The following is a 16,980-nucleotide window of genomic DNA, read 5'->3' on the forward strand; positions in this document are numbered from 1 at the left end:
GGCCTTGGTGCCCGCTTTACTCACAGGTGTCCTCAGCTGCCGTGTTCCCCCGGAACGTCGGTGGAGGAGAAACGGTGACGGCGGGCTTCGTAAACGGCCCAGGATGCGAATCCCCGTACGACCCGTCATGCGAATCGGTCGGCCTCAGCGGGGCGGAACCACGCGGAACGTCCCCGGCCACCGCCACAGGTGTGTCCGTACGCAGCCGCTCGAACAGTCTCTCCGCCTCGGGCTCCACCAGTTGGTCGCGATTGGCGTCGTACGCGTACGACTCCCGTGGAACGGTCAGGAATTGCACGCGTTCCATGGGGATGTCGCGCAGCCCGCGCACGAGTTCGTACAGGCCGCGAAGACTGGCCAGATCCGGGTCGGTTGTGAGAGAGGACGTGGCGGCGTCCAGCACGGGATACAGCTTCACCGGGTTCAGCAGGACGTCGTTGCTGCGCACCTTGTTGACGAGTGCCGCGAGGAACCGCTGCTGCCGCTCCATCCGCTCCGTGTCGCTGCCGTCGCCGAGCGTCTTGCGGGCGCGGACGTAGCCGAGTGCCTGCTCGCCGTCGAGGGTCACCCGTCCGGCGGGGAGCCGCAGTTTGGCGGCCCGGTCGTCGATCGGCTCGCGCAGGCACACCTCCACGCCGTCGACCGCGTCGACCATCTTCTTGAAACCGTGGAAGTCGACGACGACGTGGTTGTCGACACGGATGTCGGTGAGCTTCTCGACGGTCCGGATGGTGCAGGCCGAACCGCCCAGCTGGAAGGCCTGGTTGAACATGGTGAACCGCGGCGCGCTGCGCGACCCGTCCGGACGCCGGCAGCCCGGCAGGTTCACCATCAGGTCCCGGGGCAGGGAGACGGCGGTGGCGCTGCCCCGGCCCGCGGACAGGTGCAGCAGGATCGTGGTGTCCGACCGCTCGGTCCCGGAGTCCCGCCCGTAGCGCGCGTTGTCGTCACCCTCGCGCGAGTCGGACCCGATCAGCAGGATGTTCCGCGCGTCCTTGACCAGCGAGGTGGGCCGTTCCTTCTCGTACCGCGCGAGCTCCGCGGCGGCGGCCTCGTCGGGCGTGATGTTCCCGCTGAGCTTCGCGTACACGGCCCATCCGGCCCCGGCGGCCGCGACGACCACACCGGCGACCCCGAACGCCCCGATCCGCACCCACCGCCGCCGACGCCGCCGCACCAGCCCCGGCCCACTGGCGGACGCCCCCGCCCGCGGCCCAAGCCTCCCGCTGTCGCCCACGACAGAGACCACCCCTCACGTCGTACGAACGTGCGCGCGCACTGCTCTTACGACTGTGGCGCGGATGGGGGGCGGGGGTGGGGTGGGGATGGGCTGAACGGGGGAGGGGTGCGCCGGGCTCAGCAGCTGAGCAGCTCGGCTGAGGGGGGCACGGGCGGGCGCAGCGGCACCCCGCCGCGCCGGGCTGCGCACCCACCCCGCCCCAGCACCCACGCCGAGCACTGGAGACCGGACTACCGGGCGATAGCCGTAACCCGCTCACTCTCCACCCGCTTGTCCAGCACCCCGTCCCCGGCCTGCTCGAGATGCCGGCACAACACCACGGAACCTCCCGCGGCCAACGGCCCGTACAACCCCGCGTTCAACCCCTCCCACGTGTCGTACGGCAACCCCGACAGAATCCGCGACCCCGGCCCGGTCAGCCCCAGGCCCGCCGCCTCCGCCCGAGCCCGCTCGACGACCTCCGCCCCACTGAACTCCCGCCCCGCCACGATCAGCGCGGGTGCGTCCGGATCCACCGGCGCATACGGCACGAACCGGTCCCCCTGCCCCGGCACCTCCACCGCGTAGTCGATAAACCCCTCGGGCGCCTGCGGAAACCGCCCCCCGAGCGGTCGCAGCGCCATCGCGACCCGCGCCCCGGAACACGCCCGCGCCGCCTCCAGCCCGTCCGGTCCGCTCACCACGACATCGGCCGCCCGCGCATCCCCCGATACGTCCGCGACGACTCCCACCGACGCACACGCCAGCAGCCACACCGCCGTCTGCCAGTGCGCGGGCAGCAACAGCGCCACCCGGTCCCCGGGCTCGACGGACAGCTCGTCCTGGAGGAGGTTGGCGGTCTTGGCCACCCAATTGGCGAAGGTGGCCACGGACAGTTCGACTCGTTCGCCCGTGGCGTCGTCGTAGAAGGTCACCAGGGGGCGGCCCGGATCCGTGGCGAGCGCGGAATTCAGCAGGTCGGCAGGGGTGCGATCGGTGGCGTTCACCCGCGCAAGCGTACGCGGCACCCACGCCGCGGCCCAACGGCCCGGCCACCGTCCCGGCGTGAATCCGCCACCGGTTCGGCCGAACCCCGCCCGACGGCCCGTCAACTCACAAATGGACAGACTTGTAGGACTATGTCCAAGATCGGGGGCATGCGTGGATTTCTTGCTTCTTCGATCGGTGTCACCTGTGCGGCCGCTCTGGCCCTCCCGCTCACTCCGCCCGCCGTCGCGGCGACGGCGAGACCGGTACCGACCACGCAAGCCGCCACGGCAGCGAGACCCGCGCCCCACGCGGGGACACCGGACACCACCATGACCAGCCGGCGCGCGGCCGAGCCGTACGCCCCCGGCAGCACCCAGTCCCTCCCCCTCGAACCCCTCAGCCGCAACCGCGCCACTCCCACCGCCCCCAGCAGCCCCCACGTCCCCGAACTGGGCCTGGCCCGCCGTGCCGTACGCCACTTCTCCCTCGTCGGCGTCGTCTGGGACGACCCAGCGGCCGAACTGCACGGCCGCGTCCAGGTCCGCACCCGGGCCGCCGACACCGGCGCCTGGTCGGGCTGGCAGGACGTCGAGACGCACAACGGCGACCACGCGGCCGACCCGGACGCCCCCGAGAGGGCCTCGGGTCGCGTCCGCGGCGCCACGGCACCGCTGTGGGTCGGCGACTCCGACGGCGTGGAACTCCGGGTCCACTCCGAAGCCGAGAGCGCGGAAGCCGACTCCGCGCACCACGGCAGGGCCACCCGCAAGCTGCCCGCGGCGCCCCCGCTCCCCTCCGGCCTCCGCCTCGAACTCGTCGACCCGGGCGATGACGCCCCACCGCCCGGCGCCCCAGCGGACGGCCCCCGCATCACCGACCTCCCCGACGAGAGCTCCTCCGCCGACGACAGCTTCGCCGCCAACGATGCCGCCACCGAAGCCGCCACCGAAGCCGCCGCCGGAGCCTCCGCCGCCGACGAGGCCGCGGCCGCCGCCGAAGCCGCCACCGAGGCCTCTGCCGTCAACGCCGGCCTGGCCCCCCTCGGCGCCACCGAGATCCCGGCACTGAACCGCGCGGAGACCGAGCAGGAGTTCTTCGCTCTCAACCCCGGCAAGCTGACGGAGCAGCAGCGGGCGAAGCCGTACGTCGGCCCGCGCCCGCGCATCGTCACGCGGCGCGGCTGGGGCGCGAACGAGGGGCTGCGGGAGCGGGGCTTCCGGTACACGAAGAAGGTCCGGGCGGCCTTCGTGCACCACACGGCCAGCGGCAACAACTACCGCTGCTCGCAGTCCCCGTCACTCATCCGCAGTATCTACCGCTACCACGTCAAGAGCATGGGCTGGCGGGACATCGGCTACAACTTCGTCATCGACAAGTGCGGAAAGATCTACGAGGGGCGCGCCGGGGGCGTGGCCAGGCCGGTCCTCGGCGCCCACACCCTTGGTTTCAACAACAACAGCATGGGGATCGCCGTCCTCGGGTCGTACGGCGCCAAGAAGCCGTCGTCCGCCGCGGTCAAGGCCATCGCCCGGCTCACGGCGTGGAAGCTGGGCCTGTACGGGATGAATCCGCGGGGCAAGACGTACCTGAAGTCGGCTGGTAGCAATCTCCACCGAAAGGGTAAGAAGGTCCGACTGAACGTGATCTCCGGTCACCGGGACGGATTCAGGACGTCCTGCCCGGGACGCAAGCTCTACGGCAAGCTCGGCTCGGCCCGCTCCAAGGCGGCCCGGTACCAGGGCCGCTGAGACACACGTTCACCGCCGTCGGGGGGCAGCGGGGCGGAATGCCGCACGGCCAGCGAGGGCGCCACGGAACGGTCTGCATACACTGACCGGCCGAAAGACAGTTCGGCCGGTCCCGGCAGGAAGCAGAGACGACACGTGACAGAAGCGATCCTCCTGGTCGGCGGCAAGGGCACCCGGCTGCGCCCGCTCACGGTGCACACGCCCAAGCCCATGGTGCCGGCGGCCGGGGTGCCCTTCCTCACGCACCAGCTGGCGAGAGCGAGAGCGGCGGGTGTCGAGCACATCGTCCTGGCCACGTCCTATCTGGCCGAGGTCTTCGAACCGTACTTCGGTGACGGGTCCGCGCTGGGGCTCCACCTGGAGTACGTGACGGAGGAGGAGCCCCTGGGCACGGGCGGTGCCATCCGCAACGTGGCCTCCCGGCTGCGCTCCGGCCCCGACGACCCGGTGCTGATCTTCAACGGCGACATCCTGACGGGCCTGGACATCCGAGCCTTGATCGACACCCACGAGACGACCGGCGCGGACATCTCCCTGCACCTCACCAAGGTCACGGACCCGCGCGCCTACGGTCTGGTCCCCACGGACGACACGGGCAGGGTCCTGGCGTTCCTGGAGAAGCCGCAGACGCCCGAGGAGATCGTCACCGACCAGATCAACGCGGGGGCGTACGTCTTCCGCCGCTCGGTCATCGACACGATCCCGCCGGGCCGGCCGGTGTCGGTGGAGCGGGAGACCTTCCCCGACCTCCTCTCCGCCGGAGCCCACCTCCAGGGCATGGTCGACTCGACGTACTGGCTGGACCTCGGCACACCGGCGGCGTTCGTCCGGGGCTCGGCGGACCTGGTCCTGGGCCGGGCCCCGTCCCCGGCGGTTCCCGGCCGCTGCGGCGACCGCCTGGTCCTGCCGACGGCGACGGTCGCGGCCGACGCGAAGCTGTCCGGCGGCACGGTGGTCGGCGAGGGCGCGTTCGTCGCGGAGGGTGCCCGCGTCTTCGGCAGCACGATCCTCCCGGGCGCCGTGATCGAGCCGGGCGCGGTCATCACCGACTCCCTCATAGGCACCCGGGCCCGCGTCGGCGAACGCTCCGTCCTCACCGGCACGGTGATAGGCGACGGCGCGATCATCGGCCCCGACAACGAACTCCGCGACGGCGCCCGCATCTGGTGCGACGCCCACATCCCAGCAGGAGCGGTCCGCTTTTCTTCGGACCAGTAGCGCCTAGGTGTGCCTGGCTGCGGGCAATCGTGCCGTCCTAGCTGCGGGCAGTCGTGCCGCTGGGGCGGCACGGGTGGGCGCAGCGGCACCCCGCTCCGCCGGGCTGCGGACCACCCGGCCCCAGTCCTCACGCCGCAGCACCAGAAACGGGCAGCACATCACAACCCCCCGATATCCCACCGCGGCATCTTCGGCGCCCGACGCCCCGGCACCCTCCCACTCAGCAGAATCAACCGAGCCGCCCGATGCCGCTGCCCCGCATACGGCTGAAGCAACTCCAGCATCACGGAGTCATCCGCATCCCGATCCCCGGCCAACGCCCACCCCACGATCCGGGGCAGATGCAGATCCCCCACGGTCACCTCGTCCGGTGCCCCATGACTGCGCTGCACCGTCTCCGCCGACGTCCACGGCCCGACCCCCGGCACCACCTCCAGCCGCGCCCGAGCCGCCCCCGGCTCCATCCCGGCCGCCTCCTCCAACCGCCCGGCCACCCGGACCGCACGCAGAATCGTCGACGCCCGCTTGTTGTCGACCCCGGCCCGATGCCACTCCCACGACGGGATCAACGCCCACTCCCGAGGCGCCGGCATCACACACATCCGCCCGGGCGCGGGCCCCGGCGCCGGCTCCCCGAACTTCCGCACCAGCAACCGCCACGCCCGATACGCCTCATCGGTCGTGACCTTCTGCTCCAGAATCGACGGAATCAGCGATTCCAGCACCAGCCCGCTCCGCGTCAGCCGCAACCCCGGCCGCCGGTGCCGGGCCAGCGCCACCAGCCGGTGCCGGGGCACGAACACGGACGGGTCATCGGCGGCACCGAGCAGCTCCGGCAACCGGTCCAGCAGCCACTGCGCCCCGGGCCCCCAGGCCTGGCCGCGCACCGCACCGCCGTACGCGCAGACCCGTAGCGTCCCGGGCCCGGCGGGCGTACGACAGGCCCGCCACACGGACCCGTCCGGCATCGCCCGGAACGTCGGATCACCCGGACCGCGCCGCAGCGGCCCGAGCACCAGACCGAGGTCCAGCGGCCCGTCCGGCACCCAGTCGCGCACCCGCCCCGGCCCCGCCGCCTGCCGCGGCACACCCCCGGCCCCGGCACCGGCCACGCCGACATGCCCGCCGCGCACGGTCGTACGCGTGGGCCGGGGAGCGAACCGTCCTGCCATGAGTGAAGTCCCTGGGAAACGAGAGGAGCCCTACGAGCGTAGGCGCCGGCCGGCGCGGTCACCGCACCTCGATGAAGGCCCCCGCATCCCGCTCCGGCCGCGGACGCGGTTCCTCCGCCGGATGCCCGACGGCCACCGCGCCCATCGGGTCCCAGTCCGCCGGCAGCCCCAGCACCTCGCGCACCACGTCCCGGCAGAACATCGTCGAGGACACCCACGCCGAACCCAGCCGCTCCCCGGCCAGCGCGACCAGGAAGTTCTGTACGCCGGCGCCCGCGGCGACCACGAACATCTCCCGCTCGGCGCCGTCGCGCCGCGCGTCGCCGTAGGTGTGCGAGCCGTCCATGACCAGGCAGGGGACGACGAGGTACGGCGCGTTCCGCAGGACGTCCCCACGCCGTACCCGCTTGGCGATGGACTCCTCCGTCTTGCCGTCCCGCCGCAGATCGGCGATCCACGCGTCGCGCATCGCGTCGAGCAGCCGCGTCCGCGACTCCTCGGACTCCAGCAGCACGAACCGCCAGGGGGTGGTGTGGTGCGGTGCGGGCGCCGTCACCGCCGCGGCCACCGCCCGCCGTACGGCGCCGGGGTCGACGGGCTCGTCCGTGAAGGCCCGGACCGTACGCCGCTGGGTCACCGCCAGCCGTACCGCCTCCGACGTGCCGAGCCGGAACATGTCGTCGCGAGCGCCGCGCACCATGGCCCGCGCTCCCTCTCCGTCGCCGGGCGCCAGCACGTGCGGCAGGCCGCGCACCACGGCGACGGGGAGCCCGGCAGCCTTGCCCTTGACCAGGTCGCCGGCCGCGGCGAGTTCGTCGGCCGTGGCGACGACGGTGGCGCTGAGCGGGTTGCCGTACGCGTCCGTGCCCCCGCGCAGGTCGTCCAGGACGCGCACCCCGGCGGCGCCGATCGCGACGTCCGTGAGCCCCGCGCGCCAGGGCCGCCCGAACGTGTCGGTGACGACGACACCGATGTCGACGCCGAGGATGTCCCGCAACCCGTCGCGGATCGCGCGGGCGGAGGCGTCCGGGTCCTCGGGCAGCAACAGCACCGTCCCGGACGGGGTGTTGGACGCGTCCACCCCGGCCGCGGCCATGACGAGACCCTGGCGGTTCTCGACGATCCGGAGACTGCCGCGCCGGGCGACCACGCGCACCGTCTCGGCGTCGATGGCCGCTTCCCGGTCGGCCGCCTGGACTGCCCGGCCCTCCGCCTTGGACACGATCTTCGACGTGACCAGCAGTACGTCCCCGTCGGCCAGACCGGGCTCGGCGGCCGCGATCAGCTTGGCCAGGTCGTCCCCGGCCGCGACCTCGGGCATCCCCTCCGGGGCCCACACCCGGTATCCGTCGGTACCCTGCCGGTCCTTGGGGACTTCGCCGCTCAAGCTCCCCGCACCTCCTCCGCCAGGACCAGGGCCTCCCGCGCCATCTGCGCGGTCGCGTCGGTGTCGGTCATCATCAGCGGCACGGCCCGGCAGCGGATCCCGGCCGCCTCGACCCGCTCCACCGCGCCGGCGTCCACCGTGTCGACGAGCCAGCCGTCCAGCAGGCCCGAGCCGTAGTGCTCGGCCACCGCCGGCGCGGTCGACTCGACGCCCACGGCGGCGAGCACCTTGTCGGCCATGCCCCGCACGGGCGCGTCACCGACGATGGGGGACAGCCCGATCACCGGCACTCCGGCGTCGGCGATGGCCTCCCGGATGCCGGGCACGGCCAGGATCGTGCCGATGGACACCACCGGGTTGGACGGCGGGAAGAGGATCACGTCCGCCTCGGCGATCGCCTCCAGCACACCCGGCGCGGGCTTCGCCTGGTCGGCACCGACCGGCACGATCGCCTCCGCGGGCACCGAGGCGCGCAGCCGCACCCAGTACTCCTGGAAGTGGATCGCCTTGCGCTCGCCGTCGATCTCGACAGCCACGTGGGTCTCGACGCGGTCGTCGGACATGGGGATCAGCCGCACGCCCGGTTGCCAGCGGTCGCACAGCGCCTGAGTCACCGCGCTCAGCGGGTACCCGGCGCCGATCATCTGCGTCCGCACGATGTGCGTGGCGAAGTCCCGGTCGCCGAGGCCGAACCACTCGGGCCCGACGCCGTACGCCGCGAGCTCCTCCTTGAGGTGGAAGGTCTCGTCCGCACGCCCCCAGCCCTGCTCCTCGTTGATGCCGCCGCCGAGCGTGTACATCACCGTGTCGAGGTCCGGGCAGACCTTCAGCCCGAAGAGGTGGATGTCGTCCCCGGTGTTGCCGATGACCGTGATGTCCGCGTCCGGCACGGCCCGCTTCAGACCACGCAGGAACCGGGCACCACCGATGCCGCCTGCCAGAACCACAATGCGCATGGGAGCCAGTCTTGCAGGCGCCTACGACAACCGGTCAGCGGCTACGGCAACCGGTCAGGCAGTCACGCCGACCGGTCAGGCACGTGATGCCAACCGGTCAGGCGGTCACGGCATCCGGTGCGGACCGGGCCTCGCAGTGCTGGGCCGTGTGCATCGGCATCTCCGTCAGGCCCGGGTAGTAGACGTGCAGGCTGACCGCAGGCTCCAGTGCGTCGTTCATGACTTCGTGCACGTACCCCGGCGCGAAAACGCGCTGCGCGCCTGCCCGCAAGGCGCGCGTGCCCCGCTCCGTGCGCTCGGTCAGCGTGCCGTCCAGCACGGTCAGCACACCGGAGGAGCGGCCGTGGTCGTGCACCCCGCTGCCCTGCCCGGGCACCCAGGACAGCAGCCACACCTCGTAGCCCGGGCCGGTGCGCAGCCGGTGGTACCAGCGGCTGGTCGTGTCGTACCGGACGAGGTGCTCCCACTGGGAGCGGTCGGCGGCGATGGAGCGGGCGAGTCCGACGAACTCGGCGACGGTGGCCGGGTGCTCGCGCGGAGTCTGGAGCAGATGCGGGACTTCGAGGATGTCGCCGGCGATCTGGAGGTCGCTGTCGCTGTTCATGGGTGTGGTGGTTCCTCAGTGAAGAAGGTCAGAGGGAACGGAAGCCGAGAGACGGGTGGCCCGGCCTTCAGCTGGAGCAGGTGGGGCTCAACAGCTGGAACAGCGACAGCGAGCGCGGGCAGCACCGTGGGACCCGGCGGTGCGGGTCGAGGTGGGTGCCGAGTTCGCGAGCATGCCCACAAGGACACCGGTTCACACCTTGGACTGTCAACTCGGCACCCGGCATGTGGGATGTGGTTCACCTCATCCGGTCGTTCACTCAGATGAAAGGTTTGTTCATGGCCCGCCCGGGACACATGGCGTCCAACCGGGCGCAGGAAACCTCGTTGCGTACTCGTGATCCGACTGTGATCCGTTTCGCTTCGTGGTGCGTGTCGGAACGAGATCGAACCTCTGGGCGTCCTTCTCCGTACAGGTCTGCAAGGGGTCCGGCGGACGGCGTGAGCCCTTGCGGGCTCCGTCGGTGTGTCAGGTTTTATGGTGATTTGAACACTTTCCGCTTGGGCTTGGTTCCGCAGAGTGAATAAGGGGCTCAATAGCAGATCTCGGCTTGACTCGCCCGGAGCAGCACACTTGTAATTTCACTCGTGTCGTTCAGCCGGAATCGGTAACGGCTAGATCACGGGGACGCGAAAGACAGACGAGGGGCGCACATGACCGAGACGGTGCAGCAACTGCTGGTCGACGACGCGGACGAGGAACTCGGCTGGCAGGAGCGCGCACTGTGCGCCCAGACCGACCCCGAGTCCTTCTTCCCTGAGAAGGGCGGCTCGACCCGGGAGGCCAAGAAGGTCTGCCTCGCCTGTGAGGTCCGCTCCGAGTGCCTCGAGTACGCCCTCGCCAACGACGAGCGATTCGGCATCTGGGGCGGCCTGTCCGAGCGGGAGCGCCGCCGGCTGAAGAAGGCAGCGGTCTGATCGCGGACGGCGCGATAGACGGACAGCGCGCATCCGCACGTACGCACGGCTCGAACGGCCCGTCGCAAGTGGGTTATCCACAGGCGGCGGGCCCCCTTGTTGCGCAGCCGATAGTGTGGTCGCTCGTCCGAGACGCCCCGCTGCCCCCACCGGTCGCAGGCGTCCACCGCAGTCCACCGAACCGGGGCCCGTACCTCGATGTCCGTGCACAGCCACCCGGCAGCTCATCACGACAGCGCTGCCACACCTGAGTTCCCGCGTCATGTGGTGACCGCGGTCCTCGTCTCCCACGACGGCGCCCGCTGGCTGCCCGACGCGCTCGCCGGGCTGCTCGGCCAGGAGCGACCCGTCCAGTACGCGATGGGCGCCGACACCGGCAGCGCGGACGACTCCGCCCAGCTGGTCACCGACGCCCTCGGCGCAGACCGCGTGCTGCACCTCGCCCGCCGCACCGGCTTCGGCCAGGCCGTCGAGGAGTGCGGCCGCACCGCCCCGGTCCTCACCCCGGAGCAGCTCCCGTACCTGAAGCGGCCGAGCGGCTGGGACCCGGTCACCCGCTCCTGGCGCGACGACGCCTACGACATGCCCGAGCTCCCGCACGGAGAGCCGGTCCAGTGGCTGTGGCTGCTGCACGACGACTGCGCCCCGGAGCCCGACGCCCTGGCCCAGCTGCTGCGCGTCGTGGACAACGAGTACGAGCTGGGCCGCGAGGACGTGGCCGTCGTCGGCCCCAAGCTCCGCGGCTGGTACGACCGGCGGCAACTGCTGGAGGTCGGCGTCAGCATCGCCAACTCCGGCCGCCGCTGGACCGGCCTGGACCGCCGCGAGCAGGACCAGGGCCAGCACGACCACGTCCGGCCCGTGCTGTCGGTGTCCACCGCCGGCATGCTGATCCGCCGCGACGTCTTCGAACAGCTCGGCGGCTTCGACCGCCACCTGCCCCTCATGCGCGACGACGTCGACCTGTGCTGGCGCGCGCACGCGGCGGGCTACCGCGTCCTGGTCGCCCCCGAGGCGGTCGTCCGGCACGCCGAGGCGGCCTCCCGCGAGCGCCGCACGGTCGACTGTGTGGGCCGCACGGCCGCCTCCCCGCACAAGGTCGACAAGGCCGGAGCCGTCTACACCCTGCTCGTCAACGCGCGTACGGCCGTGCTGCCCTGGGTGCTGCTGCGGATCGTGCTCGGCACGGTGCTGCGGACCGTCGCCTACCTCGTCGGCAAGGTCCCCGGACAGGCCGTCGACGAGATCCGCGGTCTCCTGGGCACGCTGCTCAGGCCCGAGCGGATCCTCGCCGGACGGCGCGGCAGAGGCGCCCCCCGGATCGACAAGGACGAGCTGCGGCCGCTGTTCCCGCCGCCCGGCGCGACCGTCCGCATGACCGTCGAGCAGCTCGCGAGCAACCTCGTGGGCCGCTCCGACCCCGAGGTCGCCTCCGGCGCCGGACGGCACGGCGGTGCCGTCGAGTCGGGCCCCGGCGGCGACGACGCCGACTTCCTGGAGATCGAGCAGTTCGCCCGGCTCAAGCGCATCGCGCGCAAGCCCGGCCCGGTGCTCTTCCTGGTGCTGCTGCTCGTCTCCCTGGCCGCCTGCCGCGAACTCCTCGGCGGTGGCGCGCTCGCGGGCGGCGCCCTGCTGCCCGCCCCGGCCGACTCCTCCGACCTGTGGGCGCGCTACCTGGACGCCTGGCACCCGGTCGCCGCCGGCGGCACCTCCTCCGCGCCGCCGTACCTCGCGCTCGTGGCGATGCTGGCGTCCCTGCTGTTCGGCTCCACCGGCCTCGCCGTCACGCTGCTGCTCGTCTGCTCGGTGCCGCTCGCCGGTGTCACCGCCTACTTCGCCTCCCGCCCGCTGGTCGAGTCCCGGCTGCTGCGCGCGTGGGCGGCCGTCGTCTACGCCTTCCTGCCCGCCGCCACCGGCGCCCTCGCCGGCGGCCGGATCGGCACGGCCGTCCTGGCCGTGCTGCTGCCGCTCATCGCCCGCGCGGGCATCGCCGCCAGCGGCCTGGCGAACCCCTCGGGGGCGCGCGGCAGTTGGCGCGCCACCTGGGCCTACGCGCTGCTGCTGACCATCACCACCGCGTTCACCCCGATCGTGTGGCCCATCGCGCTGCTCCTCGGCGCCGGGCTGCTGGTCCTGCGCCGGACCGACATCACGGCGTACGGGCTGCGGTTCCTCGCCCAGCTCGGCACGCCCCTGCTGGTCCTCGCGCCCTGGTCGCTGTCGCTGCTGCCGTTCGGCTTCTTCCAGGAGGCCGGCCTGGCGTACGGCCCCTCGGCCGCCTCCGCCCTCGACCTGCTCGGCGCCAGCCCGGGCGGCCCGGGAACCGTCAGCGGCCTCATGCTGATCGGCATCGTGCTGGCCGCGCTCGCCGCCCTGCTCCGTTCCGAACGCCGGCTGGGCATCTGCACGGCCTGGACGGCCGCCCTGACCGGCTTCGTCTTCGCGGTCCTGTCCAACAGCTCCACCTGGGCCGGCCCGGCGACCCTCGTCTACGGCATCGCCCTCCTGGCGGCCGCCGCGCTCGGCGCCGACGGGGCCCGCTCGCGCGTGGCCGAGCAGAGCTTCGGCTGGCGCCAGCCGGTCGCCGTGCTGATCGCCTTCGCCTCGGCCGCGGGCCCGCTGCTCGTCGCCGCGGGCTGGATGATCCGCGGCGCGGACGGCCCTCTGGAGCGGCGCGACCCGACGCAGGTCCCCGCGTTCGTCGCCGAGGAGAGCGGCAGCAGCGACCAGGCCCGCACCCTCGTCCTCGACAGCGACTCCGGCTCCCACGTCGGATACATGCTGGTCCGCGGCTCCGGTGCCCGCCTCGGCGACGGCGAGATCGCCGCGGCCGACGGCGAGAACAGCAGGCTCGACAAGGTCGTCGCCAACCTCGTCGCCGGCTCCGGCGCCGACCAGGCCGACCAGCTCGGCGGCTTCGCCGTGCGCTACGTCCTCGTCCACCAGGGCGCTCCCCGCGATGTCACCCGTGTCCTGGACGCCACGCCCGGCCTGACCCGGCTCAGCCAGCAGGACGGCGGCGCGCTGTGGCAGATCGACCAGGAGGTCGCGCGCGCCACCATCGTCCCCGGCTCCGGGACCGGCACGCCGCAGACCGTCGCCGCCGGGCCCGTCGACATCCACACCACGATCCCGACCGGCCCCGACGGACGCGTGCTGCGCCTGGCCGACACCGCCTCCGACGGCTGGACCGCCACGCTCGACGGCAAGCCGCTGACCCGCACCACGGTCGACGGCTGGGCCCAGGGCTTCGAACTCCCCGCCACCGGCGGCAAGCTGGACGTCACCTACGACGACCCCATCGGCCACACCGCGTGGCTGTGGGCGCAGGGCCTCCTCGCCGTCGTCCTCGTCGTGCTGGCCCTGCCCGGCCGGCGGCGCGACATCGACGACGACCTGCCCGAGGAGCCGGCCGTCCCGGCCCAGGCGGTCGCGGGCGAGGGCCGCCGGGCCCGCCGCCTGCGGGCCCAGGCGGAAGCCGAGGCCGAAGGGGCGCCGCAGCCCGAGGAGTTCCCGCCACCGCAGCCCGAGCAGCCCCCGGCACCCGTGCCCCAGCAGCAGAACTACGGGATGGGGGTCCCCCCGGGTGAGGACGTTCGCGCCTGGGGGAGGGACAACGCCGGCTACCAGAGCGGCGAGTACGCCAATTACGGCGACCAGTACCAGGGCGCCCAGTACCCGGCGGACGCGTACGGACAGCAGTACCAGGCGGATCCCTACCAGGGCGGCCAGTACGACCCGTACGCGTACGGCGGCCCGCCCCAGACGCCGCCGTACGACCAGGCGGGATACGACCAGACGGGCTACGACCAGGCCTACCCCCAGGGCTACGGCACGCCGTACGACCCGGCGCAGCAGCACCACCCCCACGGCACGGGCAGTGAGCGTCCCGACGGGAGCCAGCAGTGAACCGCACCACCCTGTCCCTGATCGCCGGCGCGACCGCGCTCGCCGCCGTCACCGGCTTCGCCGTGCTGTCCGCCCCGGCCACCCCGGGCGCGGACACCACCGCCAAGGCGGCCGCCCAACTGCCCGTGGAGCGCACGAGCCTGCTGTGCCCCGCGCCCAGCCTGTCCGACATCGCGGAGACGTCGTACACCTCCTTCACGCCCGTCACGAAGGGCACCGGGAGCGGCGGCAAGGCCGACCTCCGGGTGGCCCCCCAGGAGTCGAAGGACGGCTCGAACGCGGGCGGCGGCAAGGGCAAGGGCGACGGGAAGTCCGGCGAGCGCAAGACCGAGAAGCCCGTGCTGACCCCCAAGGAGCCCGGCAAGCCGGTCACCGGGGACACCTCGGGTGCCGAATCGCCCGCGCTGGTGGGGACCGCGGACGGCAGGTTCGCGCCCGGCTGGACGGTCCAGGAGACGACGGAGGTCGCCGCGGGGACCGGGCGCGGCCTCCAGGGCGTCAACTGCACGGCCCCGGACACGAGTTTCTGGTTCCCCGGCGCCAGCACCGCGGCCGACCGCACCGACTACGTCCATCTGACGAACCCCGACGACTCGGCCGCCGTGGTCGACATCGAGCTGTACGGCAAGGACGGCGCGCTCCAGTCCACCGTGGGGGAGGGCATCACGGTCCAGCCGCACTCCAGCGACCCGGTGCTGCTGTCCACCCTCACCGACGAGCAGCAGGCCGACCTCACCGTGCACGTCAACGTCCGCAGCGGGCGGGTCGGCGCCGCCGTGCAGGCCCTGGACGACAAGCTCGGCGGCGACTGGCTGGCCGCGTCCACGGACCCGTCGGGCAGCCTGGTCCTGCCCGGCATCCCGAAGGACGCCACCTCCGCGCGCCTGATCGCCTTCACCCCCGGCGACGCCGACGCGGACCTCAAGGTGCGCCTCGCCTCCCCCTCCGGGCTGATCACCCCGGCCGGACACGAGACGGTGCACGTCAAGGGCGGCATGACCACCGCCGTCGACCTGGGCGACGTGACGCGCGGCGAGGCGGGCTCCCTGGTGCTGACGCCGACGGACCGGTCCGTGCCGGTCGTGGCGGCCCTGCGGGTCGTACGCGGCAAGGGTGACAAGCAGGAGACGGCGTTCATCCCCGCCACCCGCCCCGTCGGCACGCGCGCGACGTCCGCGGACAACAGCGCCAAGGGCAGCACGCTCTCCCTGACCGCTCCCGGCCGCTCCGCCACGGTCGAGGTCACCGCCTCGGCGGGCAGCGAGGGCGGCACGCCGGTGTCGAAGACGTACACGATCAAGGCCGGCACGACCCAGGACATCCAGCCCCCGGTCCCCAGCGGCCTGAAGGGCACCTACGCGCTCACGGTCGAGCCGAAGTCCGGCGGCCCGGTCTACGGCGCCCGCACCCTGGCGGCGACGGAGGGCGGCGTTCCCGGCTTCACCGTGCAGACGCTCCCGGACGACCGGGGGACGGTGGCGGTGCCGGAGGCGGACGAGGACCTGTCGGTGTTGCAGAAGTAGGCCACGATCAGGGCGGTGGTGTCCGCGAGGGCCCGCCGCTGTCCGGTCGGCCGCCGTCTCAGCCCTGGTCCTCGCCGTACCGCGGATCCACCGTCTCCGGCGTCAGCCCCAGCAGCTCGGCGACCTGCTCGACGACGACCTCGTGCACCAGCGCCGCCCGCTCGTCGCGGCCCTTTGTGCGGATCTCGACCGGCCGCCGGTAGACCACCACGCGCGCGGGACGGCCCTCGCGGGCGCTGATCGTGCCGCCCAGCGGAACCGCCTCGTCGTTCCAGGCCTGGCCGGCCCCGTCGAGCCGCGGCACCTCCAGCACCAGGAAGTCGATGTCGGCGAGCTGCGGCCAGCGCCGCTCCAGGCGCTCCACGGAGTCCTGCACCAGATCCGCGAACGCCTCCGCACGGCTGGCGGCGAGCGGTACCTGCGGCGGTGCGATCGGGCCGCGCATGCCCCGCCCGTGGCGATCACGGCGGCGGGGCCCGGGGGCGGCGGCTCGGGGCGTTACGGGCTTGTCCATCACTGCTGAAGGGTAGTCCCCGCCGCGCTCCCGCGCCCGGCACCGCACGGCGGTACGGACGGCTTCCGGCCGACCGATACGGCATGTCGTTACATGACCATTCCAGCCAAGGTTGGGCTCGATTCCGTATCCCGCCGAGACCGGCAACCTCACGGCAATTGAGGGTTTTGTGACGACTCTTGACCGCTTCGAGTGCTGTTCGACGCCTCGGACGGTGCTGTCCGGGCAGGTCAGCGAGGTGGGCCGGAAGGGGGGTGTGGGGCGTCTCACAGCACGACACGGGGGAGTGACCTGGTGGAGAGTCGTCGCGGCCCGCTCAAGAGTGCGGTACCGTCCAACGTCGTGAGCCCTGTACGTCGCTGTTCGCGCACCGCCTGCGGCCGTCCCGCCGTCGCGACGCTGACGTACGTCTACGCCGACTCGACCGCGGTCCTCGGCCCGCTCGCCACCTACGCCGAACCCCACTGCTACGACCTGTGCGCCGAGCACTCCGAGCGCCTCACCGCCCCGCGCGGCTGGGAGGTCGTCCGGCTCCTCGACGGTTCGGCCCCGGCGCGTCCCAGCGGCGACGACCTGGAAGCGCTCGCGAACGCCGTGCGAGAGGCGGCCCGTCCCCAGGAGCGGGCGGCCGGGGCCGGCGGCGGCGGGCGCGCGGCCGACCCGATGGAGGTCGCCCGGCGAGGGCACCTGCGCGTCCTCCGGTCGCCCGACAACTGACCGCATTCCCGGTTCCTTCCCACGCGCACCCATTGACGCGGCTTGGCGCGGACATGACCATTCCGTTTTGAGGCCGCGAGAAATCGCTTTCGCATGACGGAAGCCG

Annotated in this window: 13 protein-coding genes; 6 read left to right on the top strand and 7 right to left on the bottom strand. The window is 72.9% G+C overall.

Going from position 1 to position 16,980, the window contains the following annotated elements; translation table 11 throughout:
- Positions 1 to 16 precede the first annotated feature (16 nt).
- Positions 17 to 1,249, bottom strand: a complete 1,233-nt coding sequence (locus tag SCNRRL3882_RS24655) for an LCP family protein (RefSeq protein WP_231911169.1) — start codon at positions 1,247 to 1,249, stop codon at positions 17 to 19.
- 221 nt (positions 1,250 to 1,470) lie between these two features.
- Positions 1,471 to 2,226: a TIGR03089 family protein gene (locus tag SCNRRL3882_RS24660; protein WP_010034646.1), complete on the bottom strand. Its 756-nt coding sequence runs from the start codon at positions 2,224 to 2,226 to the stop codon at positions 1,471 to 1,473.
- Between the two features lie 150 nt (positions 2,227 to 2,376).
- Here SCNRRL3882_RS24660 and SCNRRL3882_RS24665 point away from each other — a divergent pair, with 150 nt between their 5' ends.
- The gene (locus SCNRRL3882_RS24665) at positions 2,377 to 3,957 is read left to right on the top strand and encodes a peptidoglycan recognition protein (protein ID WP_029180804.1); all 1,581 of its coding nucleotides are present in this window, start codon (positions 2,377 to 2,379) and stop codon (positions 3,955 to 3,957) included.
- 135 nt (positions 3,958 to 4,092) lie between these two features.
- Positions 4,093 to 5,175: a sugar phosphate nucleotidyltransferase gene (locus SCNRRL3882_RS24670; protein WP_010034648.1), complete on the top strand. Its 1,083-nt coding sequence runs from the start codon at positions 4,093 to 4,095 to the stop codon at positions 5,173 to 5,175.
- Positions 5,176 to 5,333: 158 nt separating this feature from the next.
- On the opposite strand, the gene SCNRRL3882_RS24675 is transcribed toward SCNRRL3882_RS24670, so the two are convergent.
- The 4 genes from SCNRRL3882_RS24675 to SCNRRL3882_RS24690 all read right to left on the bottom strand — a co-directional run bounded on the left by SCNRRL3882_RS24675 (position 5,334) and on the right by SCNRRL3882_RS24690 (position 9,294).
- Positions 5,334 to 6,347 (bottom strand): DNA-3-methyladenine glycosylase family protein, encoded by a 1,014-nt coding sequence (locus tag SCNRRL3882_RS24675; RefSeq protein WP_029180805.1) that lies wholly within the window; start codon positions 6,345 to 6,347, stop codon positions 5,334 to 5,336.
- A 58-nt stretch (positions 6,348 to 6,405) separates the two neighbouring features.
- Positions 6,406 to 7,734, bottom strand: a complete 1,329-nt coding sequence (locus SCNRRL3882_RS24680) for a coenzyme F420-0:L-glutamate ligase (RefSeq protein ID WP_010034652.1) — start codon at positions 7,732 to 7,734, stop codon at positions 6,406 to 6,408.
- Positions 7,731 to 8,690 (bottom strand): 2-phospho-L-lactate transferase, encoded by a 960-nt coding sequence (gene cofD, locus SCNRRL3882_RS24685; protein WP_010034656.1) that lies wholly within the window; start codon positions 8,688 to 8,690, stop codon positions 7,731 to 7,733. The genes SCNRRL3882_RS24680 and cofD overlap by 4 nt, the downstream gene beginning before the upstream one ends.
- A 97-nt stretch (positions 8,691 to 8,787) precedes the next feature.
- Positions 8,788 to 9,294, bottom strand: coding sequence for a cysteine dioxygenase (locus SCNRRL3882_RS24690; protein ID WP_010034658.1), 507 nt, complete (start codon positions 9,292 to 9,294; stop codon positions 8,788 to 8,790).
- 653 nt (positions 9,295 to 9,947) lie between these two features.
- Here SCNRRL3882_RS24690 and SCNRRL3882_RS24700 point away from each other — a divergent pair.
- The 3 genes from SCNRRL3882_RS24700 to SCNRRL3882_RS24710 all read left to right on the top strand — a co-directional run bounded on the left by SCNRRL3882_RS24700 (position 9,948) and on the right by SCNRRL3882_RS24710 (position 15,643).
- Positions 9,948 to 10,211 (top strand): WhiB family transcriptional regulator, encoded by a 264-nt coding sequence (locus SCNRRL3882_RS24700; protein WP_010034659.1) that lies wholly within the window; start codon positions 9,948 to 9,950, stop codon positions 10,209 to 10,211.
- A 198-nt stretch (positions 10,212 to 10,409) separates the two neighbouring features.
- Positions 10,410 to 14,120, top strand: a complete 3,711-nt coding sequence (locus tag SCNRRL3882_RS24705; protein WP_078602743.1) for a glycosyltransferase family 2 protein — start codon at positions 10,410 to 10,412, stop codon at positions 14,118 to 14,120.
- Positions 14,117 to 15,643 carry a DUF5719 family protein gene (locus SCNRRL3882_RS24710; protein WP_010034665.1) on the top strand — a complete coding sequence of 509 codons (1,527 nt, stop codon included), beginning with the start codon at positions 14,117 to 14,119 and terminating at the stop codon, positions 15,641 to 15,643. The genes SCNRRL3882_RS24705 and SCNRRL3882_RS24710 overlap by 4 nt, the downstream gene beginning before the upstream one ends.
- A 58-nt stretch (positions 15,644 to 15,701) precedes the next feature.
- Here the strand turns inward: SCNRRL3882_RS24710 and SCNRRL3882_RS24715 are convergent, their stop codons facing one another.
- Entirely contained in the window at positions 15,702 to 16,157 is a 456-nt protein-coding gene (locus SCNRRL3882_RS24715) for a metallopeptidase family protein (protein WP_078602744.1), read from the bottom strand.
- A gap of 294 nt (positions 16,158 to 16,451) precedes the next feature.
- On the opposite strand from SCNRRL3882_RS24715, the gene SCNRRL3882_RS24720 reads away from it, so the two are divergent.
- The gene (locus tag SCNRRL3882_RS24720) at positions 16,452 to 16,874 is read left to right on the top strand and encodes a DUF3499 domain-containing protein (RefSeq protein WP_010034669.1); all 423 of its coding nucleotides are present in this window, start codon (positions 16,452 to 16,454) and stop codon (positions 16,872 to 16,874) included.
- Positions 16,875 to 16,980: the final 106 nt, after the last annotated feature.

It is taken from the genome of Streptomyces chartreusis NRRL 3882 (assembly GCF_900236475.1).
GTDB lineage: Bacteria > Actinomycetota > Actinomycetes > Streptomycetales > Streptomycetaceae > Streptomyces > Streptomyces chartreusis_D.

What these genes read in the sequence shown, in the direction of transcription:
- SCNRRL3882_RS24665 (WP_029180804.1), top strand. Translation starts at nt 2,377, where the DNA reads ATGCGTGGATTTCTTGCTTCTTCGATCGGTGTCACCTGTGCGGCCGCT.
- SCNRRL3882_RS24675 (WP_029180805.1), bottom strand. Translation starts at nt 6,347, where the DNA reads ATGGCAGGACGGTTCGCTCCCCGGCCCACGCGTACGACCGTGCGCGGC.
- cofD (WP_010034656.1), bottom strand. Translation starts at nt 8,690, where the DNA reads ATGCGCATTGTGGTTCTGGCAGGCGGCATCGGTGGTGCCCGGTTCCTG.
- SCNRRL3882_RS24690 (WP_010034658.1), bottom strand. Translation starts at nt 9,294, where the DNA reads ATGAACAGCGACAGCGACCTCCAGATCGCCGGCGACATCCTCGAAGTC.
- SCNRRL3882_RS24700 (WP_010034659.1), top strand. Translation starts at nt 9,948, where the DNA reads ATGACCGAGACGGTGCAGCAACTGCTGGTCGACGACGCGGACGAGGAA.
- SCNRRL3882_RS24705 (WP_078602743.1), top strand. Translation starts at nt 10,410, where the DNA reads ATGTCCGTGCACAGCCACCCGGCAGCTCATCACGACAGCGCTGCCACA.
- SCNRRL3882_RS24715 (WP_078602744.1), bottom strand. Translation starts at nt 16,157, where the DNA reads ATGGACAAGCCCGTAACGCCCCGAGCCGCCGCCCCCGGGCCCCGCCGC.